Annotated in this window: 21 protein-coding genes, 2 rRNA genes and 3 pseudogenes (1 of these 26 only partly in view); 2 read left to right on the plus strand and 24 right to left on the minus strand. The window is 45.5% G+C overall.

Annotation, left to right across the window (positions count from 1 at the left end):
* Positions 1–3: 3 nt before the first annotated feature.
* The 12 genes and pseudogenes from panC to glyA all read right to left on the minus strand — a co-directional run bounded on the left by panC (position 4) and on the right by glyA (position 10,607).
* Positions 4–858: a pantoate--beta-alanine ligase gene (gene panC, locus AC08OG_RS10095; RefSeq protein ID WP_439503523.1), complete on the minus strand. Its 855-nt coding sequence runs from the start codon at positions 856–858 to the stop codon at positions 4–6.
* Positions 858–1,652 (minus strand): 3-methyl-2-oxobutanoate hydroxymethyltransferase, encoded by a 795-nt coding sequence (panB, locus tag AC08OG_RS10100; RefSeq protein WP_292357676.1) that lies wholly within the window; start codon positions 1,650–1,652, stop codon positions 858–860. The genes panC and panB overlap by 1 nt, the downstream gene beginning before the upstream one ends.
* Positions 1,649–2,308 (minus strand): deoxynucleoside kinase, encoded by a 660-nt coding sequence (locus AC08OG_RS10105; protein ID WP_292357678.1) that lies wholly within the window; start codon positions 2,306–2,308, stop codon positions 1,649–1,651. The genes panB and AC08OG_RS10105 overlap by 4 nt, the downstream gene beginning before the upstream one ends.
* Positions 2,305–2,793, minus strand: coding sequence for a 2-amino-4-hydroxy-6-hydroxymethyldihydropteridine diphosphokinase (gene folK, locus AC08OG_RS10110; RefSeq protein WP_292357680.1), 489 nt, complete (start codon positions 2,791–2,793; stop codon positions 2,305–2,307). Before folK ends, AC08OG_RS10105 begins: the two co-directional genes overlap by 4 nt.
* Positions 2,793–4,166, minus strand: coding sequence for a polynucleotide adenylyltransferase PcnB (gene pcnB / locus AC08OG_RS10115; protein WP_482929441.1), 1,374 nt, complete (start codon positions 4,164–4,166; stop codon positions 2,793–2,795). Before pcnB ends, folK begins: the two co-directional genes overlap by 1 nt.
* 51 nt (positions 4,167–4,217) lie before the next feature.
* Positions 4,218–4,790: a ribonuclease HII gene (gene rnhB, locus AC08OG_RS10120; protein ID WP_292357683.1), complete on the minus strand. Its 573-nt coding sequence runs from the start codon at positions 4,788–4,790 to the stop codon at positions 4,218–4,220.
* A complete protein-coding gene (gene lpxB, locus AC08OG_RS10125; RefSeq protein WP_292357685.1) occupies positions 4,790–5,920 on the minus strand; it encodes a lipid-A-disaccharide synthase in 1,131 nt (376 codons plus the stop codon). Before lpxB ends, rnhB begins: the two co-directional genes overlap by 1 nt.
* Before the next feature lie 10 nt (positions 5,921–5,930).
* Entirely contained in the window at positions 5,931–7,037 is a 1,107-nt protein-coding gene (gene ribBA, locus AC08OG_RS10130; RefSeq protein ID WP_292357688.1) for a bifunctional 3,4-dihydroxy-2-butanone-4-phosphate synthase/GTP cyclohydrolase II, read from the minus strand.
* Entirely contained in the window at positions 7,038–7,679 is a 642-nt protein-coding gene (locus AC08OG_RS10135; RefSeq protein ID WP_292357690.1) for a riboflavin synthase, read from the minus strand.
* Between the two features lie 2 nt (positions 7,680–7,681).
* The gene (gene ribD / locus AC08OG_RS10140; RefSeq protein ID WP_292357691.1) at positions 7,682–8,779 is read right to left on the minus strand and encodes a bifunctional diaminohydroxyphosphoribosylaminopyrimidine deaminase/5-amino-6-(5-phosphoribosylamino)uracil reductase RibD; all 1,098 of its coding nucleotides are present in this window, start codon (positions 8,777–8,779) and stop codon (positions 7,682–7,684) included.
* Positions 8,780–8,866: 87 nt separating this feature from the next.
* A complete protein-coding gene (nrdR, locus tag AC08OG_RS10145) occupies positions 8,867–9,340 on the minus strand; it encodes a transcriptional regulator NrdR (protein ID WP_292357693.1) in 474 nt (157 codons plus the stop codon).
* Positions 9,341–9,354: 14 nt separating this feature from the next.
* A pseudogene (gene glyA / locus AC08OG_RS10150) lies at positions 9,355–10,607 on the minus strand (serine hydroxymethyltransferase).
* A 104-nt stretch (positions 10,608–10,711) separates the two neighbouring features.
* On the opposite strand from glyA, the gene AC08OG_RS10155 reads away from it, so the two are divergent.
* Positions 10,712–11,575 carry an NAD(P)-dependent oxidoreductase gene (locus AC08OG_RS10155; RefSeq protein ID WP_292357696.1) on the plus strand — a complete coding sequence of 288 codons (864 nt, stop codon included), beginning with the start codon at positions 10,712–10,714 and terminating at the stop codon, positions 11,573–11,575.
* 58 nt (positions 11,576–11,633) lie between these two features.
* Here the strand turns inward: AC08OG_RS10155 and AC08OG_RS10160 are convergent, their stop codons facing one another.
* The 10 genes and pseudogenes from AC08OG_RS10160 to rho all read right to left on the minus strand — a co-directional run bounded on the left by AC08OG_RS10160 (position 11,634) and on the right by rho (position 20,178).
* Positions 11,634–12,929: an adenylosuccinate synthase gene (locus tag AC08OG_RS10160; RefSeq protein ID WP_482929442.1), complete on the minus strand. Its 1,296-nt coding sequence runs from the start codon at positions 12,927–12,929 to the stop codon at positions 11,634–11,636.
* Positions 12,922–14,112, minus strand: coding sequence for an ATP phosphoribosyltransferase regulatory subunit (locus tag AC08OG_RS10165; RefSeq protein WP_292357700.1), 1,191 nt, complete (start codon positions 14,110–14,112; stop codon positions 12,922–12,924). Before AC08OG_RS10165 ends, AC08OG_RS10160 begins: the two co-directional genes overlap by 8 nt.
* Before the next feature lie 5 nt (positions 14,113–14,117).
* Positions 14,118–14,315 (minus strand): DUF2065 domain-containing protein, encoded by a 198-nt coding sequence (locus tag AC08OG_RS10170; RefSeq protein WP_292357702.1) that lies wholly within the window; start codon positions 14,313–14,315, stop codon positions 14,118–14,120.
* Positions 14,312–15,184, minus strand: a complete 873-nt coding sequence (gene hflC, locus AC08OG_RS10175; protein WP_292357704.1) for a protease modulator HflC — start codon at positions 15,182–15,184, stop codon at positions 14,312–14,314. The genes AC08OG_RS10170 and hflC overlap by 4 nt, the downstream gene beginning before the upstream one ends.
* 2 nt (positions 15,185–15,186) lie before the next feature.
* On the minus strand, positions 15,187–16,281 hold the full coding sequence (hflK, locus tag AC08OG_RS10180; protein WP_482930543.1) for an FtsH protease activity modulator HflK: 1,095 nt from the start codon (positions 16,279–16,281) through the stop codon (positions 15,187–15,189).
* Positions 16,282–16,326: 45 nt separating this feature from the next.
* Positions 16,327–16,400 (minus strand): annotated as a pseudogene (locus AC08OG_RS10185) (protease modulator HflK N-terminal domain-containing protein); the annotation flags it as partial.
* Positions 16,401–16,494: 94 nt separating this feature from the next.
* Positions 16,495–17,640, minus strand: a complete 1,146-nt coding sequence (hflX, locus tag AC08OG_RS10190; protein ID WP_482929443.1) for a ribosome rescue GTPase HflX — start codon at positions 17,638–17,640, stop codon at positions 16,495–16,497.
* Positions 17,641–17,668: 28 nt separating this feature from the next.
* Positions 17,669–17,878: pseudogene (hfq, locus tag AC08OG_RS10195) on the minus strand (RNA chaperone Hfq); the annotation flags it as partial.
* A 75-nt stretch (positions 17,879–17,953) separates the two neighbouring features.
* On the minus strand, positions 17,954–18,871 hold the full coding sequence (gene miaA / locus AC08OG_RS10200) for a tRNA (adenosine(37)-N6)-dimethylallyltransferase MiaA (RefSeq protein ID WP_482929444.1): 918 nt from the start codon (positions 18,869–18,871) through the stop codon (positions 17,954–17,956).
* A 47-nt stretch (positions 18,872–18,918) separates the two neighbouring features.
* Positions 18,919–20,178 carry a transcription termination factor Rho gene (gene rho, locus AC08OG_RS10205; RefSeq protein ID WP_014707466.1) on the minus strand — a complete coding sequence of 420 codons (1,260 nt, stop codon included), beginning with the start codon at positions 20,176–20,178 and terminating at the stop codon, positions 18,919–18,921.
* A gap of 250 nt (positions 20,179–20,428) precedes the next feature.
* Here rho and AC08OG_RS10210 point away from each other — a divergent pair, with 250 nt between their 5' ends.
* A complete protein-coding gene (locus AC08OG_RS10210; RefSeq protein ID WP_292357713.1) occupies positions 20,429–20,992 on the plus strand; it encodes a Slp family lipoprotein in 564 nt (187 codons plus the stop codon).
* Positions 20,993–21,625: 633 nt separating this feature from the next.
* Here the strand turns inward: AC08OG_RS10210 and rrf are convergent.
* A 5S ribosomal RNA gene (gene rrf, locus AC08OG_RS10215) occupies positions 21,626–21,740 on the minus strand.
* Between the two features lie 86 nt (positions 21,741–21,826).
* A 23S ribosomal RNA gene (locus tag AC08OG_RS10220) occupies positions 21,827–24,301 on the minus strand; it runs 426 nt beyond the window's last position.

Consider the following 24,301-nt stretch of genomic DNA (forward strand, 5'->3'; position numbering starts at 1 on the left):
AGCTCAAGCAAGGTTACAAGCAATATTGTCAATCAATCTTACACTGCCCACACGTCCCGCCGCCAACAACCGCAACTCTTTATCCACTGCAGGATTAGCCAATTGCAGATCTTCTGCCCGACGAATATCAATATAATCCAATGTAAACCCGGAAGCAGTTAATTGCGTATGGGCTTGAGCCAGTAAAGCCGAATAGTCCTGATTGCCAGACTCCAGCTGTTGTTTGAGTTCAAGCAGATTTGAATACAACGCTGCAGCTTGCTGTTTCAGCGTTTCGTTTAAATGTTGATTACGAGAACTCATCGCCAGACCACTATCTTCTCTTACAGTAGCTGCGCCCACGATCTTAATCGGCAAGTTCAAATCAGCCACCAGTTTACGAATCAGCAATAATTGCTGGTAATCCTTTTCACCAAACACCGCAACATCGGCCTGCACTATATTGAAGAACTTGGTAACGACTGTGGCAACACCATCAAAGTGTCCGGGTCGCTCAAGACCACAGAGCTTGTCATCCATACCAGGCACATGAATAAAGGTATGAAAATCCTTGCCCTGCGGATACATCACCTCAGTATCAGGAGTAAATAACAGATTACAGCCCACCTGAGTCAGCTTTTTAATATCTGTCTGCAACGTCCGGGGATAGTTGGCTAAATCCCGTTTGTCATCAAACTGCAATGGATTGACAAAAATACTGACCACCACTTTGTCAGCCAGAGTCTGGGCTTTTTTGACCAGAGAGATATGCCCGTCATGAAGGTTTCCCATCGTCGGTACAAAGGCAATAGTCCGATGATCAGCACGCCAGGTCTTTATCTGACCACGCAGGCTCAGAATCGATTCAACAATTTGCATTAATACTGTTGCTCAGCTGTGGGAAACTCACCATTTTTAACGGCTTCAACATAACGACTTATTGCTGCAGGGATGTGACCACTGTCGGCCAGGAAATCATGGCTGAAACGCGGACGTTTACCAGGAGTGATACCTAACATGTCGTGTAACACTAAAACCTGTCCATCACAGTCAGCACCAGCACCAATGCCAATAACCGGAATCGTTAGCGCTTCACTGATGATCTTCGCCAATGCCGCAGGGACGCACTCAAGTACCAGCATATCGGCACCTGCTTTTTCCAAACTAATCGCATCCTGCAGAATTTTATCCGCAGCAGACTGTTCTCTCCCCTGAACCAGATACCCACCCAGCTTATGCACTGACTGGGGTAATAATCCCAGATGACCACAAACAGGAATGCCACGTCGGGTTAAGGCAGAAATTAGTTCAACCAGCTCTGCTCCCCCTTCCAGTTTAACCATCTGCGCCCCGCCTTCGGCCATTAACCGGGCTGCATTGTGCAAAGCCTGATCAGTATTGGCATAGCTCATGAACGGCATATCGGTGATCACAAACAGACGTTCACTACCGCGAATCACATTGGCGGTATGGTAAATCATATGCTCGACCGTGACTGGCAAGGTGCTTTCCTGACCTTGAATGACCATTCCAAGTGAGTCACCCACCAATACGATATCAACTCCAGCCTGTTCCAGAACGTGACTAAAACTTGAATCATATGCCGTCAGCACGGCAATTTTGTTACGCTCGGCTTTCATTTTACGTAGCTGATTGAGACTGGTACGGCTCATGAGTTTTTCTCTTTCACCGGTAACGGATTGTAATACTGACGACCACTCTGGATAGTGCAGATCTGATCCAGCAATTGCTGATAATCGGCTTCACTTTTCACCAAATCAATTTGTTCTGCATTAACGATCAATAATGGAGAAGCATCGTAATAATGGAAAAAATCAGCGTAGGAATCAGCCAATCGTTTTAGATAAGCATCCTCGACATGTTGCTCATAACTGATACCACGCTGAGAAATCCGGGTTTTCAGGATCGGCAGTGAGGCTTGCAGGTAAATCACCAAATCAGGTGTCCGATGGTGCATGGTCAAACTATCGTAAACCATGTTGTATAAGGCCAGTTCGTCATCATCGAGCGATATCTGGGCAAACAAACGGTCTTTTTCCAGCATGAAATCAGCAACATGCAATGAGGTAAATAAATCATCCTGTTGTAGTGTTTTGGCTAATTTAACGCGCTGCATCAGAAAGCTCAGCTGCGTTGGCAATGCGGATTGTTTGGGATGCAGGTAATAGCGTTCCAGAAAGGGGTTCTGTTCCGGCGCTTCCAACAAGGTATTTCCAGAAAAGCTATCAGCCAACCTTTTAACCAGATGGGTTTTGCCGACACCAATAGGACCTTCGACAACAATATAGCGATGTGGCAATGTTTTCATAAGCTAATCTTATCCACTAGTTGTAAATCACCTTGCGGGCAGGAGAGCAATATTTGCTGTAAAGCACCTATGCCGGGAATCTCAATATCCGGTGCTATTTCGGCCAATGGATATAACACAAAGGCCCGCTCATGCATGCCTGGGTGCGGTATTTTCAGTCGCTCATCATCTAATATTTGCTCACCGTAGAGCAAAATATCCAAATCCAGCGTCCGTTCACCCCAATGCCGCTTTCGTTCGCGTCCATGGAGTTGTTCAACAGATTGTAAAGCATCAAGTAACTGATGTGGACTGAGAGATGTTTCCAGTGAGATCACCGCATTAATGTAATCAGGTTGATCGGCTGGCCCCATGGGCGGGCTCTGATACAACGAGGATACGGTGATGATGGTTACTCCGGCTAATGACTGTACATCATTTATTGCCGTTTTTATCTGTTGCAGTGGGTTTTGCAGATTACTGCCGAGTCCAATATAAACGAGCATTATTCAACTTTTTTATTAGCAGGTTTACGACGGCGGCGACGGCGAGGTTTACGTTTATCTGTCTCTGCGCCATTACCTAAAGCATTTACCATTTCGGCCTGCGCAGTAGCAGATGTCTGCTGAAAGGTTGTCCACCAGTCAGTCAGCTCTTGCAAAGGTTCACCGGATTGGGCCCGCAATGCCAGAAAATCGTAACCAGCACGAAACTTGGGATGCAATAACAAAGCAAAAGCACGTTTACCCTGACGGCGTGTCAATCGTGGTTGCATGGTCCAGATATCACGGGTAACCAGACTGAAGCGTTTGGGAATGGCGACGGTTTGAATCTGCTCGGATAATACTTCACCGGCAGCACGCTGCATGGCGGGTATTTCGGGCATTTCCTTACTCAGTTCCAGCCAACGTTGGCGCAATGGCTCCCATAATAATGCAGCGAACAAAAACGCGGGAGTAACCGGCTTGTTGTCAGCCAGTCTTTTATCGGTATTTTCCAACGCTTTCATCAGCAAAGTGCGAGGAAAACCATTATTTTCCTGATGTAACAAAGCCGCGGTTTGAGGATAAAGATGATCAAACACACCGTAGTGACAAAGTAACTCGTGAGTTACTGCTGCCTGCCCACTTAAATACAGTTTTAAGGTTTCATCAAATAATCTGGCCGGAGGAATATCGCTGAGTAATGGGGCCAGATCCACAATCAATTGTTCGGTTTCGGCTTCCAGCTTTAAACCCAATTTAGCCATAAACCGTACAGCACGAAGCATTCTCACCGGATCTTCACGATATCTGACGGTTTTATCACCAATTAAGCGAATCAGACCTGCCTGCAAATCGGCAATACCACCGGTGTAATCAACAATAGAGAAGTCTCTGATGTTGTAATAAAGGGCGTTAATGGTGAAATCGCGACGCCATGCATCCTGCTCTAATGTGCCGTACACATTATCCTGCATGATACGACCTTGCTTATCGACATGATTTTTAGCTTCAGGTGGCGCTCGGAAAGTGGCTACTTCAATAATCTCATCACGACCAAAGCGCACATGAACCAGTTTGAAACGACGACCAATTAACTGGCTGCGACGAAATAACCGATGCACCTGCTCAGGCAGAGCATTGGTAGAAATATCAAAATCCTTGGGTTCGTAACCTAATAACAAATCCCGTACACAGCCACCGACCAGATAGGCCTCAAACCCAGCATCTTTAAGGGTATAAAGCACTTTTAAGGCACTGGGACTGATTAACTGTCGAGAAATATTATGATCGGCGCGCGACACAATAAGTGGTGCGGCTCCCTCGGCTGCTGCACGGCTTTTTTTACCGGCTTTGATCCGTTTGAATGAATTAATGAGTGAATTTATCGAAAGCATAAGGTGCGAATAATACCATGCTTAAAGACGATAGCCGGAAATTGCATTAATTTATCTCATTGCCCGGCGAACCGGGGCAAATGACTGTCGGTGAATTGGTGAAGGTCCTAAATCCATTAGTGCTTGCTGATGCTGTACCGTCGGATACCCTTTATGCTTCGCGAGTCCGTAGCCAGGGTAAAGCTGATCCAACACCAACATTTCACGATCTCTGGCAACCTTTGCCAATATGGAAGCCGCCGCTATGGCTGGTTCACTTAAATCACCTTTAATGATTGTGGTGACCGGACAAGTCAATTGGGGGGCATGATTACCATCAACCAGTGCATGTTCCAGCTCAAAAGGCAAAGCGGCCACTGCACGTTGCATCGCTAATAAGCTGGCTTGCAAAATATTTAATTGATCAATTTCTTCCACTTCTGCCCGGCCCAACGCCCACGCATAAGCATATTCCTCAATTAACGGGACAAGTTGTTCGCGGCGCTTTTCACTGAGCTTTTTAGAATCGGTCAATCCTGTAATAGGTTTATTAGGATCGAGTATGACTGCTGCGGTCACCACTGGCCCTGCCAAAGGCCCCCTGCCAACTTCATCTATTCCAGCAATTAAAACAACTGACTGCATTAAATTAAACTCAGTACAAGTTTGGCAGCATTCTCTGCCCCGCCACTTGGACCAAGTGCTTGTTTGACCTGCTGACGAATGTTTTCAGCATGTTGCTGCCGTTGGGGATGGGTAAGCAGATCCATTAGCTGCTGTTCCAACCGGACTGGCGTAACGTCATCCTGGAGCAACTCTTTAATCACCGGCTGTTTTGTCACAATATTGCATAACCCAACATAGGGAATTTTCACCAGACGTTTGAGTATCCGGTAACTCCATGGAGAAACTTTATAGGTAATAAAATGGGGGACTCCCAGTAACGCAATTTCCAGCGTCACGGTACCCGATGCAGCAACAATCGCATCACAGGCCTGGATAACCTCATAAAAATCATCCTTGATAACCCTTACATTCAAACATGAGCCAGCCAGATACTGTTGCAGAAAGCTTTCATCAATACCGGGGGCCTGGGGAATGACTATCTGAATCGGAAAATGCCGTTTTTCTATTCGTTCAGCCGCTTCCAGCATCACTGGCAGTAAGACTGAAATTTCACTGCGACGGCTGCCGGGAAATAAACCAATAACCCGAATATCTTTATCTAATAAGAATTTTTCCCTTGCTGCAGTTTTGGATAACTGGGTATGCACAGCATCAACTAAAGGATGCCCTACACAGGTAACGGCAACCTCTGCTTTCTCGTAGATTTCCTGTTCAAACGGAAATAACACGGCCATATGATCAACATCACGTTTGATTTGTTCGATGCGCCCTGCCCGCCAGGCCCAGATCTTCGGACTGATGTAATACAAAACTTTAATGCCGAGTTTTTTGGCTTGTTTTGCCAGTTTTAGGTTGAAGCCAGGATAATCAATCAAAATTAACAAATCTGGTGGCTGACGACGTAATTCCTCGACCACCTGATTAAAAATGCCTTTGATTTTGGGATAGCGTTTGATCACCTCCACTAGTCCCATTACCGCTAATTCAGCAAAATCAATACTAATATCAGCCCCTGCAGCCCGCATTTTGTCACCGCCAATACCCGTTATATAGATTGAAGGTTGCTGCTGCTTTAATGCGGACACCAGACGAGCGGCATGCGCTTCGCCCGAAGCTTCACCCGCCACAATGTAAATATGATGACTCACTAATACTGGCTCAGTCTTCTACATACCCGGTTAATTCAAGTCCAAAACCAGAAACACCGGTCAGCTTGGTTGGAGTACCAATCACCCGCATTTTACGTATCCCTAAATCTGCAAGGATCTGCGCGCCAACACCAAAGGTTCTCAGATCCCAGCTGGCTTTGAACGGTGCAGCTTCGCCTTGATCCTGCTGCTGATAACGGGCGATTTTTGCGGCCAGTTGTTTGTTCTGTTCTGGCTGTCTTAATACCACAAGCACACCTTTTCCAGCTTGCTGAATTCGTTGCATCACATCCGGTAAAGGCCAATGGGTTGGTTCACGTTTCGATGCCAGTAAATCCCCTAAAGGATCGGCCATATGCACACGTACTAATGTTTCCTGTTCTGCATTAATTTCGCCATATACTAACGCCAGATGGGTTTGACCACTTACATCATCCTGGTAACTGTGCAGAGTGAAATCACCATATTCGGTGGGAAATTCACAGGTCGACATCGCTTTAATCGTCATTTCATTTTGCAGACGATAACTGATTAAATCTGCGATCGTGCCTATTTTAAGCTGATGGGTTTCGGCAAACTTTTCCAGATCCGGACGGCGGGCCATGGTGCCATCATCATTGAGAATTTCGACAATAACTGCGGCCGGCGTACAGCCTGCCAGATAAGCCAAATCACAACCTGCTTCTGTATGTCCGGCACGAGTTAAAACGCCACCTGGTTGTGCTTTTAATGGAAAGATGTGTCCGGGTTGCACCAGATCCTCAGGTTTAGCCTGAGGTGCGACGGCTTTTTGGATGGTTAATGCACGATCAGCTGCAGAAATACCAGTGGTCACGCCATCAGCCGCCTCAATTGAAACAGTGAAGTTGGTGGCATAAGGTGTTTGATTATCGATCACCATAAGTGGCAGACGCAACTGACGGCAACGATCTTCAGTTAATGTGAGGCAAATCAATCCCCGACCGAATTTAGCCATAAAGTTAACGGCTTCAGCAGTAACTTTATCCGCCGCCATCACTAAATCGCCTTCATTTTCGCGATCTTCATCATCCATGATGATGACCATTTTGCCTTGCTTGAGGTCGTCGATAATTTCCTGGGTGCTGTTGATTTGCATTTAGCGAATATAACCCTGTTGAGTGAGAAAATCCCGGCTGATGGTGGAGCCAGTCTGAGGTAACAGACGTTCAAGGTAACGGGCAATCAAATCCACTTCCAGATTGACCCGAGTGCCGGTTTGATAGTGTTTGATAATGGTTTCTTCAAGCGTATGCGGAATGATATTGATATCAAAACCTCCATCAAATACGCCATTCACGGTCAGACTGACCCCATCGATGGTAATTGAACCTTTTTCTGCAATATAACGCTCCAGCTCTGTCGGGACTTTTATCTTATATTGCCAGGAACGGGCCGAAGCCGTTTTACTGATCACTTCACCTAAACCATCAACATGCCCGCTAACCATATGACCGCCTAAACGATCCCCAACGGCAAGGGCTTTTTCAAGATTGGCTTCACTACCCTTTTTTAATTGTCCCAGACTGGTTCGTTGTAGGGTCTCCTGAGAGACATCAAACTGTAAACTTCTGCTCGCCATTTCGACTACGGTTAAACACACACCATTGACCGCGATACTATCGCCCAGTTTTACGTCAGTCAGATCCAGTTTGGCCGGATCAATATGCAAACGAATATCTCCGCCGCGTGATTCCAGTGATTTCAGCTGGCCTACGGCCGCGATAATACCTGTAAACATGTTTAAAAAGCCTCGTTGTACTCTGGGACTGCGGTAATACGCCAGTCCTGACCAATTGCCCGTATATCGGTAATGTGTAATTGAATATTTTGCGCCATGCGATCCATGCCCGGTAAATGAAATACGGCTCTGGCCGCATCCCCCATCAGTTTTGGTGCCACATAAAAAATCATTTCATCAATTAATTGTGATCGTAACAAAGCACCATTTAAAACTGCACCTGCTTCGACCATTACTTCATTAATTTCACGCTTGGCCAATACAGCCAGCATACCGCTCAAATCAACCTGATTGTTTGGCGCAGGTAATACAATGGTTTCCACATCAGCGCGAACCATTCGCTCACAAGCGGTAAACAACAATACTTTAGCGTCATTGAGGATCCGGGCTGAAGTCGGCATACGCAGTTCACTGTCGACGACAACTTTTAGCGGCTGACGGATGCTCTCACCATGAGGATACCAGTCATCTACATGTCGAACGTTAAGTAACGGGTCATCTGCCAGTACCGTACCGACCCCTGTCAGGATCGCTGAGCTGCGAGCCCGGAGTTTCTGTACATCGGCACGCGCTTCAGCGCCGGTTATCCATTTACTTTCTCCTGAAGCCATTGCGGTGCGGCCATCAAGACTCATCGCCATTTTACTTCGTACATAGGGTCTGCCGAGGCGCATACGTTGAATGAAGCCTGGATTTAATTGTTCCGCCTGGGATTGCAAAATCCCCTGATGGACTTCAATACCCGCGTGTTCAATACGTTGAATACCCGTTCCAGAAACAACCGGATTCGGATCAGTCATTGCAACAAATAAACGTTTGATACCCGCACGGATTAATGCATCAGCACATGGCGGAGTTCGTCCAAAATGACTGCAGGGCTCAAGGGTTACATAACAATCTGCACCTTCTGCATCATGTCCGGCATCATGCAGAGCATTTATCTCGGCATGTGCTTCTCCGGCACGATGGTGCCAACCCTGGCCGATTATCTGATCATTTTTTACAATCACACAGCCAACGCGAGGGTTTGGATCTGCTGTATATAATCCTTTCCAGGCAAGTTGTATTGCCTGTGCCATAAATTGTTCGTGTTGGCTCATTGGGAATGCCTCCACAGATTAATGTTCGTTATGATTGTAATCGCATTCGAATGATGCGTTGGAACAAACTGGTGCTGACCGTAAGATTCAGCTGTCTTTGTCAGATAATGCACGATTTTCCATACGTTCAATTTCTTCCCGAAACGCATTCACATCCTGAAAACTTCGATAAACAGATGCGAATCGGACATAAGCTACTTCATCCAGTTCACGTAATGCATCCATTACCCAATCACCCACCAGACGACTTTGCACTTCTCTTTCACCCGTTGCCCATAAGCGTCGAGTGATAGTTTTTACGGCATTATCAATAGCGTCAATGCTGACCGGGCGTTTTTCCAGGGCCCGCATAATGCCCGCGCGTAATTTATTTTCATCAAACGCTTCACGGGTGGCATCACGCTTAATCAACCTTGGCAAACTCAGCTCAGCGGTTTCATAAGTGGTAAACCGCTCATTACATTCCTGACACATACGACGTCGTCGAATCGCATCTCCCTCAGAAGAAAGACGCGAATCGACGACTTTTGAATCTTCAGCTCCGCAAAACGGGCAACGCATCAGTCAGCTCAAACTTATGAATAAACTGGCAATCGTTTGCAGATCGTCATTACTTTGTCACGAATAGCTGCAATCACTTTTTCATCACCATGACTATCAATAACATCACACATCCAGCCTGCCAAATCGGTGCAATCCTGCTCGCTGAAGCCACGTGTTGTAACCGCAGGTGTTCCGACACGAATACCAGAGGTAACGAATGGTGATTGTGGATCATTAGGCACAGCATTTTTATTGACCGTAATATGGGCATTACCCAACCAGGCATCAACTTCTTTACCAGTCAAACCAGCTTCAATAAAGCTGACCAGGAACAAATGGTCATCGGTTCCTTTAGAGACTACATCATAGCCACGTGCCATAAAGACTTTGGCCATCGCCTTGGCATTTTTCACAACTTGCTGTTGATAGGTTTTGAACTCCGGCAACATTGCTTCCTTGAAAGCAACTGCTTTTGCCGCAATGACATGCATTAATGGCCCCCCTGAAAACCAGGGAAAACGGCTGAGTTCAGCTTTTTCTCAATTTCAGGATTGGATTTGGCCAGAATCAGACCACCACGCGGGCCTCTTAATGTTTTGTGAGTCGTTGTGGTTGTCACATCAGCGATTTGGACCGGATTTGGATACAGGCCTGCAGCGACCAAGCCGGCAATATGAGCCATATCAACCAGTAAATATGCACCGACTGAATCCGCAATATTACGGAATTTTTGCCAGTCGATAATGCGAGAATAAGCCGAAAAACCGGCAACGATCAATTTAGGCTGATGTTCTTTTGCCAGTCGTTCAACTTCACTGTAATCAATTTCACCAGAATCACTACTGATGCCATAAGCCACGGAGTTATAGATTTTGCCAGAAGCACTGACTTTTGCGCCATGAGTTAAATGACCACCGTGTGCCAGACTCATGCCCAGAATCATATCACCGGGTTGCAATAAAGCCAGATAAACTGCAGCATTGGCCTGTGAACCTGAATGTGGTTGCACGTTAGCGTAATCAGCACCGAATAAAGCTTTTGCTCGTTCAATAGCCAAATCTTCAGCGGTATCAACGTGTTCACAACCGCCATAGTAACGTTTACCGGGATAACCTTCTGCGTATTTGTTGGTTAACAATGAGCCCTGAGCTTCCATCACCCGTGGGCTGGTATAGTTCTCAGAAGCAATTAATTCGATGTGATCTTCCTGACGCTGTTCTTCAGCAGAAATTGCCTGAAACAACTCGTCATCAAAATCAGCAATGCTCATGTTTTTTTTGTACACAGTTTTCCCCTGTAGCGGCTGTAAATGCCCACATATTGTATCCCACAACGCACGTAGCATCTATGTAAGAATAGACTTTTTAATTCATCCAAACTGGAGTCATTATGAAAATAGGTATTCTTGGTGGTGGCCTTATGGGAAATGCCCTGGCACAACACCTTCTCACCCAACAATGTGAGTTGAGTATTTACAATAGAAGTATTGAAAAAATTGCAGATTTAAACACACATGGCGCCCGTATCTGTAGTGCTGCCAGTGAAGCTGTTGAAAAAAGCGAGATTGTCGTTTTACTGTTAAGCGATGCCGATGCTATTGCTACCGTTTTGGACAGTGTTGCGCCCGGCGCATTTATGGATAAGTTGTTTATCCAAATGGGTACGATCGCACCACAACAGTCGCAGCACATTGAACACCAGCTAAACAATGCCGGTGCAGAATATCTTGAGTGCCCGGTCTTAGGAAGTTTGCCAGAAGCGCGAAGCGGCAAACTGATTCTGATGGCAGCTGGAACAGAGGATAATTATCAACAGGCGCTTCCTTTATTAAAAATGATTGGCGAAACGCCTCGATATATTGGAAGGACTGGCCAGGCAGCGACCATTAAGTTAGCGTTGAATCAATTAATTGCTGGCCTTACAGCAACCTTTTCATTAAGTCTGGCCTTGATTGAAGAGAATGGGATTGACGTTGATCAATTTATGCAGATTTTGCGTGAAAGTGCTTTATATGCTCCAACCTTTGATAAAAAGCTGGATCGTATGCGCAATCGTGATTTCAGCGATCCTAATTTCCCGACCAAACATCTTGCAAAAGATACTCGTTTATTTCTCGAGGTTGGGGAGCAACTTCGTCTTGATACCAGTGCATTAGAAGGTATCAGTCGATTACTGGATAAAACAATTGCTATGGGTCTGGAGAATACTGATTATTCGGCAATATATGCCGCGATTTCACCTGATAGAAAATAATTCCATGATCAAAAACGCCCTCTGTTAGAGGGCGTTTTGATAAGGTTTACAACAGGAATTACAAGCTAAACAAATCACGGCGAATAATCGTTTCACAGCGGTCGGGACCGGTGGAAATAATATCAATCGGCACACCGGCCAAGTCCTGAATCTTGTTAATATAATTACGAGCATTTTCCGGCAAGGCATCAAACTCAGTGATACCCAAGGTGGAGTCCTGCCAACCAGGCATATCAATATATACCGGTTCACATCCCTCAAACTCATCAGCACTCAGTGGCAGAACGGTTACATCTTCTCCATGGCGTTTGTAACCAATGCATAAGCGAATCGTTTCCAGTCCGTCCAGTACATCCAGTTTTGTTAAACATAAACCGGTAATGCTGTTAATCCAGCTGGCACGGTTTAGCGCCACCATATCAAGCCAGCCACAACGACGATCACGACCGGTTGTCGAACCTTTTTCGTGTCCCTTTTCAGATAAATGTTTACCAATGCCACAGCTTAATTCTGATGGAAATGGACCTGCGCCGACACGAGTAGCATAGGCTTTGGTAATACCCAATACATAATCAATATGACAAGGTCCAACACCCGCACCCGTTGCGCTACCACCGGCAGTCGTATTGGATGAAGTGACATAAGGGTAGGTTCCGTGGTCAATATCCAGCAACGCGCCCTGAGCACCTTCAAACATCACGCGATCACCGTTGAGATAATATTGCTGCAGCATAGCCGGAATATCGGCAATCATTGGCAACAGTACATCACGCATGGCTAAAGTTTCATCACGTACCTGTTCAAAACTCACAGGAGCAGCCTGATAGTAATTTATCAAGGCAAAATTATGAAAGCTGACAACTTCACGCAGTTTTTCCACAAATTTTTGCTCGTTAGCCAGATCGCCAAGCCGCAGCCCCCGACGAGCCACTTTATCTTCATAGGCTGGACCGATGCCTCGGCCAGTGGTGCCAATCGCGTCTTTGCCACGGCGTGACTCTCTGGCGACATCCAGCGCTACGTGATAAGGCAGAATCAACGGACAGGCAGCACTGATTTTAAGACGCTGGCGAACCGGAATACCATTGGTTTCCAATTCGTTCATTTCTTTGATCAATGCTTCTGGCGATAGCACCACACCATTACCAATAAGGCATTGAACATGTTCACGCAATATACCGGACGGTATCAGATGCAAAATGGTTTTTTTGCCCTCAATAACCAGGGTATGTCCTGCATTATGTCCGCCTTGAAAACGCACAACGGCAGAGACACTGTCGGTTAACAGATCAACGACTTTGCCTTTACCTTCATCACCCCATTGGGAACCAATTACTACAATATTTTTAGCCACGCGTGTTATTTCCTGTATCGACCACTTGCCAGCGGCCATCTTGTTGAATCAATGTTTTTTCAGTTTGTGTGGTACTGCCAGGTAAATCAAATACAACAATATTTCCCTGTTCACGTAAGTTTGAGACCAATTCAAGCTGTTGCTGATCAGTTGACCATTGCGTCGCTATAACCTGACGTTTTTCAGTTGGTTTGGGGAAACTGGTTACCAGCTTTTTCAGATCCAGGCTGAAGCCAGTCGCGGGCTGAGCGTGACCGAAATCCTGACCAATATCGTCATATCTGCCACCTAAGGCAATCGCCTGTGCCGAATTTGACTGATAAGCCGCAAAAACCACTCCCGTATGGTAGTGATAGCCTCGAAGCTCTGCCAGATCAAAATTCAATTGAATCTCTGGTAACCGTTGTTTTGCCATCTCAGCAAGAACAACCAGTGTGTCGAGTGCTTTTAATACCGAATCAGGGGCATCCTGTAATATTCGTTTTGCTTTATCCAAAACGCTAACGTCACCATTCAACTCGGATAGGGCCGCCAACATATTACTAGCGTTTTCAGCAATAGCGTAACCTGATAATAAATGCAGTATTTCCGGCAAGGCTTTGCGTTGCATGGCAGAAAACAATGCCTGCTCTTGCTCATCATCCAATTCTGCATAATCAGCTAATCCACGATAAATACCAACATGACCAATATCTAAAGAGATTGAACCTGAAACCCCACTGATCTCCAGTAACTCGACCATCAGTTGGATACTTTCCATATCACTTTCTGGACCAGCATGGCCGTATATTTCAGCCCCTAATTGGATCGGATTACGTGAACTGGCCTGACCAGCCGGCAATGTATGCAATACGCTACCGATGTAGCAAAGACGTAATACATCTGAATTATCGCGTAAACGATGGGCAGCGATTCTGGCAACTTGGGGAGTCATATCAGCGCGAATTCCAAGCAATCGGCCGGATAACTGGTCTATCAATTTAAAGGTTTGCAGATCAAGGGTTTTTGCGGTGCCGGTTAATAAGGAATCCAGATATTCAACCAGAGGCGGTACAACAAGCTGGTAGCCCCAACTTTGCATACGATCAACCAACAGCCGATGCATTCGTTCCAGCTGTGCAGCCTCTTCAGGCATTAATTCATCGATGCCCTCAGGGAGCAACCAACTTTCTTTTAGTGTCATGTAAATTAATTAACCCAGTATAAAATCAACAGGCCAGCCAGCATACTCAGCAATCCTGTTATGCGTATTTGCTGATCCGTCATTGTGGCAATTTGGAGTATGGCTCGCCTTAATGCTGTGGGATTAATAAACGGCAAAATCCCTTCTATAATCAACATTAATGCGGTGGCGAGCCATAGACTCTGAATCAGTGAGTCACTCACTGTTCCAATGTATTCAAGTCACTAAAACTGCTGAAGAAATCACCTTTCGGTTCAATGACCAGCATGTCATCTCCTTGGAAGATATGCTTGTATGCACCTAAACGGCGATAGAATGAATAAAAATTCTCATTCTGACCATACGCATCGGCATAGATTTGGGTTGCAATCGCATCACCTTCACCACGTAACATTTCTGATTGGCGATTTGCCTCAGCCAGTATTACGGTACGTTGTCTGTCTGCATCTGAACGGATTTTTTCTGCTTCTTCTGCACCGCGTGACCGTAAATCTTTCGCTACCCTTTCACGTTCAGCTTCCATCCGCGTGTAAACCGATGAACTTACTTCAGTAGGCAAATCAATACGCTTAATGCGGACATTAACAACCTCAATACCAAACTCGTTTGAAATCCTGTTTGCTTCATCCATCAAGCCACTGACCATCTCAGAACGTTCACCAGAAACCACTTCCTGAATCGTGCGGCGCCCAAATTCGGCACGTAGCCCATCTTTGATAATCTGGGATATGCGTAATTTGGCGCTTTCTTCATCTCCACCCATCGAAGTGAAGTAATCAGCAACATTGGAAATACGCCATAGGACAAAAGAATCCACAATAACGTTTTTCTTTTCGCCGGTCAGGTATCGTGCTGGTGTGGCATCAAGACTGAGAATACGACCATCAAAACGACGAACTTCATTCACAAATGGAATTTTGAAATGAATACCCGGCTCAAAGTCAGCATGTTCAATTTGACCTAAACGAAGCAATATAACGCGCTCACGTTCATCCACAAAGAAGATGGCAGAACTCATCGTGATCAATGCCAGGACAACAATAAAAATAATTGTAGTAAATTTAGAACTCATGATTATCGTCCTCCCCGGCTACGTGATCCATCTTGATCAGAAGAACTTGTTGTGGATGTAGTGGTGCTATTACCCGTTGTCGGGTAATTCAAGTTATTTAAATCTACACGAGGAGCATTACCACCACTGCTACGCATTCTATCCAATGGCAAGTAAAGAACATTGTTTCCACCGCTATCAATATCTACCATTACTTTCTGACTGCGACTGTAGACAGATTCCATAGCATCAATATAGAGACGTTCCTGGGTGATTAACGGGGCTTTCTCGTATTCGGTCATAACCTGAACAAAACGACTGGCTTCACCATTTGCTTTGGCAACCACCTGACTCTTGTAAGCTTCAGCTTCCTGAATATCACGGAAGGCCTGCCCGCGAGCCCTTGGGATAATATCATTTGCGTAGGCTTCAGCTTCATTCTTCTGTCTGACTTCATCTTCACGTGCTTTGACCACGTCTGCAAAAGCTGACTGAACCTGCTCAGGCGGTTGAACATCCTGCATACTGACACTGGTAACTGTCAAACCGGTAGCGTGAGCATCCAGCATGGCTTGCAAGCGTTGCTCAGTCCGAGTGGCAACTTCACTCCGCCCCTCAGTTAATACAAAGTCCATTGTCGATTGCCCAACAACTTCACGAACAGCACTTTCCATCATCTGACGGAGAATGGTGTCTGGAGTACGAACATTAAACAAATACTGCGCCGCATCGTTAATGCGATATTGGCCAGCAATCTTTAAGTCGACAATATTTTCGTCATTCGTCAACATCAAAGACTCAGACAAAACATTACTTTCTGGTCTGCCACCTGCAGAACGATAACCAATCTCAACAGAACGTATTTTTGCAACATCAACCACTTCAACTTTATCGATTGGATAAGGGAAATGCCAGTGAGGACCAGGCATAGCTGTGTGACTGTATTGACCAAAACGTAAAACCACACCGCGCTCGGCAGGTTCGACAATATAAATTCCGGATAGCAACCAAACCAGTAAAATAATAGCGGCGATTAAGCCAGCGCCGATTGAACCGGCTTTATTATTATTGCCTTCTGGCGGTTGAGTATTATTTCCACCACCTTTGCCACCAAACATTCCGGCAAACTTACGCTGTAGGTTTTTTACTACTTCATCAAGATCAGGGGGCCATCATTGCCACCACCACGCTTACCCCATGGGTCTTTATCACCACTACCGGGTTCATTCCAAGCCATGTACCGCTCCAAAATTTAATTTATGATTTTCAATGTGGAAACCGAATGAATCTATTTTACGGACATGGTTGCCGATAGCAACCAAAAGTCCGTTTTAATTGACTGATTCAATCGCTGAGAGTTGCTCAGGAAAATATTCTTGTAATGCCATCCTCAATAGATCCAAGCCTTCACCTGTTTGCGCAGAAAGCCAGATACGACGTATTTTTCCTTGCTGATCCCGTTCAATTTTCGGCTGAACATTTTCCAGGCGATCAATTTTGTTATAAATAATCAATTGCGGTAACTCGTCAGCACCTATCTGTTGCAGGACATCGTCAACATGTTTCATCAACTCATCCCTGTCGAGTGCAGCGGCATCTACAACATGTAACAACAGAGAAGCATCCCGTGTTTCTTCCAAAGTGGAACTGAAAGACTCAACTAAATCATGGGGAAGCTGACGAATGAATCCGACTGTGTCAGCAATTATCAGAGGTTCAGTTTCTGCTAACCTTAATCGGCGTAACATAGGATCCAACGTAGCGAATAAACGATCGTCAGCATAAACATCAGCAGCCGTCATTCGATTGAAAAGTGTTGATTTTCCTACGTTGGTATAACCGACCAAAGAAACAACCGGCACACCGGCACGTTGTCTTGAGCGTCTTCCCTGATCTCGTTGTGAACGCACTTTATCAAGGCGCTTCTTAAGGGATTTGATGCGTTGTCCAAGCAGCCTTCTATCTGTTTCTAACTGAGTTTCACCGGGACCACGTAAACCAATACCCCCTTTTTGTCTTTCCAAGTGAGTCCATCCACGAACCAGCCGTGTGGAAAGGTGCTGCAATTGTGCGAGTTCTACCTGAAGTTTACCTTCATGTGAGCGGGCTCTTCGAGCGAAAATATCCAGAATCAGACCGGTGCGGCCTAATACACGGCATTTTAACCGCTGTTCAAGATTACGTTCCTGACTGGGAGAGAGTTCGTGGTTAAAAATCACTACCGCAGCATCATTGGCTGCTACAAGTTCAGCTATTTCTTCTACCTTGCCTGAACCGGCGAAGTACTTTGAATCAGGCCGCTGACGTTTGCCATGCACTACGGCTGAAATATTGGTACCTGTTGAATTAACCAATTCAAGGAATTCCTGTTGTTTTTCATCAAATCCCCGATCATTAAAATCAAGGTGAACTAAAACAACGGATTCCTGTTCGGAATTCTCTTCAAAAGCTGCATTGCTATCAGGCCGATCAAACAATCAATAAACTCCCTTATTCTTCTTGGGTTATCTGAACATTTCTTGCAGGAACAATAGTCGAAATGGCATGTTTATAGACCATTTGATTCACTGAGTTTTTCAGTAAAATGACAAATTGATCGAAGGAATCAATCTGACCCTGTAGTTTAATGCCATTGACCAGATATATTGAAACTGAAACATTTTCTCGACGTAATGCGTTTAAAAAAGGATCCTGCAAGGATTGGGCTTTGGCCATTGTCGACTCCATCGTTGTTATTATTGTTAAATTTCAAATAGTATATTAGGCATTCTAAAAGGCTGCACAGAATCGTCAAGCATTATCGGATGTAGCCAGCTTGTAACGTATAAAATCCAATACCTGTTGTTCTGGTAAATCTGTACTGCTGTCAAACCAGACACCATCTTTTTGAGCTCTTAACCAGGTCAGCTGACGTTTCGCCATTTGCCTTGTAGCAATAATTGCTTTTTCAATAAAGGTGGCTTCGTCATACTCTCCGCGCAGAAAAGACCATGCCTGTCGGTAGCCTACAGCCCGAATTGATGGCAATGCTGGATGCAGATCTTCACGCCGATACAGTTTTCTGACTTCATCAATAAATCCAGCTTGCATCATTGTTTCGTATCTTTTGGCGATTCGTTGATGCAGAATTTTTCGATCGAAAGGCGATAGAATTATTTTTATGACTTCATAGGGCAATAAAAAATCTGAATATTTGGTTAATTCAGTTAATGATTTCCCAGAAATCTCATAAACTTCCAAGGCACGTAATAATCTTTGCGGATCATTATTATGAATACGTTTTGCCGAAACAGGATCTATTTTGGCCAGTCGATCATGCAAATACGGCAAGCCAAATTGCTGAAGCTCATTCGCCAGTTTTGATCGGACTTGTGCGTCAGCTTCTGGTAACTCTGCAATGCCATATTGCAACGTTTTAAAATACAGCATCGTCCCGCCAACCAGTAACGGAACTTTTCCCCGCTGGGTAATATCATCCATTAACGTCAACGCATCCTGACGAAATCTTCCCGCAGAATAAGCCTCTGTAGGATCAAGAATATTCACCAGATGATGAGGATACTTCTGCAACGTGAGTGCATCTGGCTTGGCTGTACCAATATCCATCTGCTTGTAAACAAGAGCAGAATCAACACTGATAATTTCTACGGGAAGATTCTGAGCAAGAAATATTGCCAGCTCTGTTTTACCTGCGGCCGTGGGCCCCATTAAAAAAATGGCTGGTGGCACAGCTTGGCCAGACAACAAATCGATAATTACCCTTGCTTCATTGAGTCAAAAAACTCAACATTGGTTTTAGTCGATTTTAGCCTATCCATCAGAAATTCCATTGCTTCAATGGGTTCCATTGGAGCCAGAATCTTACGTAAGATCCACAGCTTCTGAAGATCTTCTTCATTAGTCAGTAATTCTTCACGACGGGTACCGGAACGTGTGACATTAATCGCAGGATAAATACGACGGTCAGCCAATTTACGTTCAAGTAATACTTCCATATTACCGGTACCTTTAAACTCTTCGAAAATAACCTCGTCCATGCGTGAACCGGTTTCAATCAGAGCCGTTGCAATAATGGTTAAACTTCCACCTTCTTCAATATTTCGGGCCGCGCCAAAGAACCGTTTAGGACGTTGCAGCGCATTTGCATCGACACCACCAGTAAGGACCTTACCGGATGAAGGCGAGACTGTATTGTATGCACGCGCTAAACGGGTAATTGAATCTAACAGAATAACGACGTCATGCTTATGTTCTACAAGGCGCTTCGCTTTCTCAATGACCATTTCTGCAACTTGCACATGACGTGTTGCTGGTTCATCAAATGTACTTGAGACAACCTCTCCTCTTACAGAACGCTGCATCTCGGTGACTTCTTCCGGACGTTCATCAATCAATAATACAATCAGATCGCTTTCAGGATAATTTGAGGCGATTGATTGAGCTATTGATTGCAAAATCATGGTCTTACCAGATTTTGGTGGCGCGACAACCAAACCGCGTTGCCCTTTACCAATTGGTGCAGCTAAATCGATAATACGAGCTGTCAAATCCTCAGTACTGCCATTGCCACGCTCAAGATTAAATCTTTCATTGGCAAACAATGGAGTGAGGTTTTCAAAGGGGACTTTGTTACGAGAGTTTTCTGGTTTTTCGTAGTTGATCTCATCAACTTTTACTAAAGCAAAATAACGTTCACTGTCTTTAGGTGGACGAATTTTACCTTTAATAGTATCGCCAGTTCTTAAGTGAAATCGGCGGATTTGGCTGGGTGAAACATATATATCATCTGGCCCAGCGACATAGGAGTCTTCGGGCGAACGTAAGAAGCCAAAACCATCCGGTAATAATTCTAAGACGCCCGTAGTGTAGACGTCATCGCCTTGTTTGGCATGTGCTTTAACAAGTGCAAATATTAGTTCTTGTTTTCGATTGCGGGCAAGGCCCTCAAGATTCATGGATAGTGCAAGTTCCATTAATTCAGCAGCGGACTGCTTTTTCAGTTCTGTCAGATTCATGTATTACCTAAAATGGGTTTTAAAATCAGGATTACCTTGGATGCGCGCGGAGAACGCGATTATGTGAAGTATGGGAGATTTAACCAGAAAATTGTCGGTAAGATTATCAGTAATTATTAAAACCGTCCAGCATTTTTAGGAAAAAACTCCCTAAATATAAAAAGACCCACGCAAATAGTCTCGTAATGAAACTTATACTAGATTGGTTTTGTTCTAAATAGGTAAAATCAATTTTTCAAAGGTTCAATCAATGAAACAGATGTCTGCATTTTTCGTGACAAGTTTTGTACTGGTTTTACTGTCCGGTTGCAGTAATATCCCAAAGCAAATCTCGACCGCTCCAAGTAATGATCTACAACTTAATGAAATCCAGGGGCAGATTGAAAACTTTGCCAATCAGGATGTTCGCTGGGGTGGCGAAGTAGTGAGTGTAGAAAATAATAATGATGCTTCAATCCTGCAAATTGTTCAATATCCACTTAATCATTACGGTAAACCAGTTACAAGTCAATCAAGTGCTGGTCGTTTTCTAGCAAGAACAACTGAATTTATTGATCCTGTTGTTTACAAAAAAGGGACGTTACTGACTTTTACCGGCACCCTAAATGGAATGGAGACAAGAAAAGTAGACCAGAAAGAGTTGATCATGCCTGTTCTAGAAGTTTCATCAATGTATAAGTGGCAACTGTATCAACCAATTCAGCGAGATCCTTTTTATGATCCTTTCTTTTATAACGGTTTTTATCCCTATAATGGATACTATAATAGGTATTGGCAATATCAACGATTTGGTTATCCTTACTATTATTGGTGAATAGATAACGTTGCTATGAAAGGTTTATTTTGTCTTACATCAAATCAAGTTTAGGAAGATCTCGTCTCATTAAACTGCGCCTTTTTTTATCTTCAAATGGCTAACTTTTAGCTCACGTGTATATCACTCAATAACTCTGATATCGACTTGGTGTTTTATATAAAAGCGCGACATTTATTCACAGGTATGTGATGTATGCCGATAACGCAGGAGCAGTTATCGGTGACCTACTTTATCAGCCACCTCCCTGTGGCTGCCCCTACGGGCTCGCTTCGCTCATGCAAAACCGCTTATCTCCCTGGACGGAGTGTATGCAAAGCCATGTCTGGAATATGGCTTGTCCCGGCGATAATGTCACATGGGGGGTCACATGCTCAGGCAGGATAACGCAAACCTTCAAGACAAAAAAAGAGCCCATCCGATTGGATGGGCTCTTTTTTGTATTAAAGCCTGGCAGTGACCTACTTTGATGAGATGCATCCCTGCATCTCACCCTGCGGGCGCCTACCGGCGTCCATTTTTGTTCCAGACAAAAATGTCACATGGGGTGTTGCCATGCTCAAGTTAAATCACCACAAGTTTTGAATATAAAAAAAGCCCGGCGCTTTCGCGTCGGGCTTGTTTTATATTAAAGCCTGGCAGTGACCTACTTTCACATGGGAACTCCCACACTATCATCGGCGCTGAGCTGTTTCACTTCTGTGTTCGGGATGGGAACAGGTGGTGCCAACTCGCTATGGCCGCCAGGCATAACTTGGTGCTTACTTTATAAGCAAGCTAATTCGGGAAGTAAAGGTTTTGTCGCTTATGCGCACCCAACTTACTTGGGGTTATATGGTCAAGCCTCACGGGCAATTAGTATTGGTTAGCTTCATACATTACTGCACTTCCACACCCAACCTATCAACGTAGTGGTCTTCTACGGCCCTTCAGGAGCTTAAAGCTCGGGGAAATCTAATCTTGAGGGGGCTTCCCGCTTAGATGCTTTCAGCGGTTATCCCGTCCGTACATAGCTACCGGGCAATGCCATTGGCATGACAACCCGAACACCAGGGGTACGTCCACTCCGGTCCTCTCGTACTAGGAGCAGCTCCTCTCAAATTTCCAACGCCCACGGCAGATAGGGACCGAACTGTCTCACGACGTTCTAAACCCAGCTCGCGTACCACTTTAAATGGCGAACAGCCATACCCTTGGGACCGGCTACAGCCCCAGGATGTGATGAGCCGACATCGAGGTGCCAAACACCGCCGTCGATGTGAACTCTTGGGCGGTATCAGCCTGTTATCCCCGGAGTACCTTTTATCCGTTGAGCGATGGCCCTTCCATTCAGAACCACCGGATCACTATGACCTACTTTCGTACCTGCTCGACGTGTCTGTCTCGCAGTCAAGCACACTTTTGCCATTGCACTAACCGTATGATGTCCGACCATACTTAGTGTACCTTCGTGCTCCTCCGTTACTCTTTGGGAGGAGACCGCCCCAGTCAAACTACCCACCATACACTGTCCCTAGTCCCGATAAGGGACCGAGGTTAGAACTCCAAACATACCAGGCTGGTATTTCAAGGTTGGCTCCACGCAAACTGGCGTTCACGCTTCGATGCCTCCCAGCTATCCTACACAAGTAGGTTCAAAGTTCAGTGCAAAGCTGTAGTAAAGGTTCACGGGGTCTTTCCGTCTAGCCGCGGGTATACGGCATCTTAACCGCAATTTCAATTTCACTGAGTCTCGGGTGGAGACAGTGTGGCCATCGTTACGCCATTCGTGCAGGTCGGAACTTACCCGACAAGGAATTTCGCTACCTTAGGACCGTTATAGTTACGGCCGCCGTTTACCGGGGCTTCGATCAAGAGCTTCTTCCGAAGAATAACCCCATCAATTAACCTTCCGGCACCGGGCAGGCGTCACACCCTATACGTCCACTTTCGTGTTTGCAGAGTGCTGTGTTTTTAATAAACAGTCGCAGCCACCAGTTCACTGCAACCCTCTTCAGCTCCACGAGCAAGTCGCTTCACCTAACAAGGGCACACCTTCTCCCGAAGTTACGGTGCTATTTTGCCTAGTTCCTTCACCCGAGTTCTCTCAAGCGCCTTAGAATTCTCATCCCATCCACCTGTGTCGGTTTGGGGTACGGTCGTTTGTTACCTGAAGCTTAGAGACTTTTCCTGGAAGCCTGGTATCAGTTACTTCGTCTCCATTGAGACTCGTCATCATGCCTCAGCTTAGCTCTACGGATTTTCCTATAAAGCATGCCTACACACTTAAACCAACATATCCAACAGTTGGCTAACCTAACCTTCTCCGTCATCCCATCGCAGTAACAACCGGTACAGGAATATTAACCTGTTTTCCATCGACTACGCATTTCTGCCTCGCCTTAGGGACCGACTCACCCTGCTCCGATTAGCGTTGAGCAGGAAACCTTGGATTTTCGGCGAGGGGGCCTCTCACCCCCTTTATCGTTACTCATGTCAGCATTCGCACTTGTGATATCTCCAGCAAGCTTCTCAACTCACCTTCACAGACTTACACAACGCTCCTCTACCATGCCGTACAAAGTACGGCATCCATAGCTTCGGTATATGGCTTAAGCCCCGGTACATCTTCCGCGCAGGCCGACTCGACTAGTGAGCTATTACGCTTTCTTTAAAGGGTGGCTGCTTCTAAGCCAACCTCCTAGCTGTCTGTGCCTTCCCACCTCGTTTTCCACTGAGCCATAATTTTGGGACCTTAGCTGATGGTCTGGGTTGTTTCCCTTTCCACGACGGACGTTATCACCCGCCGTGTGTCTCCCATGATTGCACTTCTCGGTATTCGGAGTTTGCATGGGGTTGGTAAGTCGGGATGACCCCCTAGCCCAAACAGTGCTCTACCCCCAAGAGTGATACATGAGGCGCTACCTAAATAGCTTTCGAGGAGAACCAGCTATCTCCTGGCTTGATTAGCCTTTCACTCCGATCCACAGTTCATCCCCGCATTTTTCAACATACGTGGGTTCGGCCCTCCAGTTAGTGTTACCCAACCTTCAGCCTGACCATGGATAGATCGCCAGGTTTCGGGTCTAATCCATGCAACTAGTCGCCCTATTAAGACTCGGTTTCCCTTCGCCTCCCCTATTCGGTTAAGCTCGCTACATAAATTAAGTCGCTGACCCATTATACAAAAGGTACGCAGTCACAGAACAAGTCTGCTCCTACTGCTTGTACGCACACGGTTTCAGGTTCTATTTCACTCCCCTAAACGGGGTTCTTTTCGCCTTTCCCTCACGGTACTAGTTCACTATCGGTCGATAAGGAGTATTTAGC

Source organism: Methylophaga sp. F7 (assembly GCF_056863975.1).

What these genes read in the sequence shown, in the direction of transcription:
- panC (WP_439503523.1), bottom strand. Translation starts at nt 858, where the DNA reads ATGCAAATTGTTGAATCGATTCTGAGCCTGCGTGGTCAGATAAAGACC.
- panB (WP_292357676.1), bottom strand. Translation starts at nt 1,652, where the DNA reads ATGAGCCGTACCAGTCTCAATCAGCTACGTAAAATGAAAGCCGAGCGT.
- AC08OG_RS10105 (WP_292357678.1), bottom strand. Translation starts at nt 2,308, where the DNA reads ATGAAAACATTGCCACATCGCTATATTGTTGTCGAAGGTCCTATTGGT.
- folK (WP_292357680.1), bottom strand. Translation starts at nt 2,793, where the DNA reads ATGCTCGTTTATATTGGACTCGGCAGTAATCTGCAAAACCCACTGCAA.
- pcnB (WP_482929441.1), bottom strand. Translation starts at nt 4,166, where the DNA reads ATGCTTTCGATAAATTCACTCATTAATTCATTCAAACGGATCAAAGCC.
- rnhB (WP_292357683.1), bottom strand. Translation starts at nt 4,790, where the DNA reads ATGCAGTCAGTTGTTTTAATTGCTGGAATAGATGAAGTTGGCAGGGGG.
- ribBA (WP_292357688.1), bottom strand. Translation starts at nt 7,037, where the DNA reads ATGCAAATCAACAGCACCCAGGAAATTATCGACGACCTCAAGCAAGGC.
- AC08OG_RS10135 (WP_292357690.1), bottom strand. Translation starts at nt 7,679, where the DNA reads ATGTTTACAGGTATTATCGCGGCCGTAGGCCAGCTGAAATCACTGGAA.
- ribD (WP_292357691.1), bottom strand. Translation starts at nt 8,779, where the DNA reads ATGAGCCAACACGAACAATTTATGGCACAGGCAATACAACTTGCCTGG.
- nrdR (WP_292357693.1), bottom strand. Translation starts at nt 9,340, where the DNA reads ATGCGTTGCCCGTTTTGCGGAGCTGAAGATTCAAAAGTCGTCGATTCG.
- AC08OG_RS10155 (WP_292357696.1), top strand. Translation starts at nt 10,712, where the DNA reads ATGAAAATAGGTATTCTTGGTGGTGGCCTTATGGGAAATGCCCTGGCA.
- AC08OG_RS10165 (WP_292357700.1), bottom strand. Translation starts at nt 14,112, where the DNA reads ATGACACTAAAAGAAAGTTGGTTGCTCCCTGAGGGCATCGATGAATTA.
- hflC (WP_292357704.1), bottom strand. Translation starts at nt 15,184, where the DNA reads ATGAGTTCTAAATTTACTACAATTATTTTTATTGTTGTCCTGGCATTG.
- hflK (WP_482930543.1), bottom strand. Translation starts at nt 16,281, where the DNA reads ATGTTTGGTGGCAAAGGTGGTGGAAATAATACTCAACCGCCAGAAGGC.
- miaA (WP_482929444.1), bottom strand. Translation starts at nt 18,871, where the DNA reads ATGGGGCCCACGGCCGCAGGTAAAACAGAGCTGGCAATATTTCTTGCT.
- rho (WP_014707466.1), bottom strand. Translation starts at nt 20,178, where the DNA reads ATGAATCTGACAGAACTGAAAAAGCAGTCCGCTGCTGAATTAATGGAA.
- AC08OG_RS10210 (WP_292357713.1), top strand. Translation starts at nt 20,429, where the DNA reads ATGAAACAGATGTCTGCATTTTTCGTGACAAGTTTTGTACTGGTTTTA.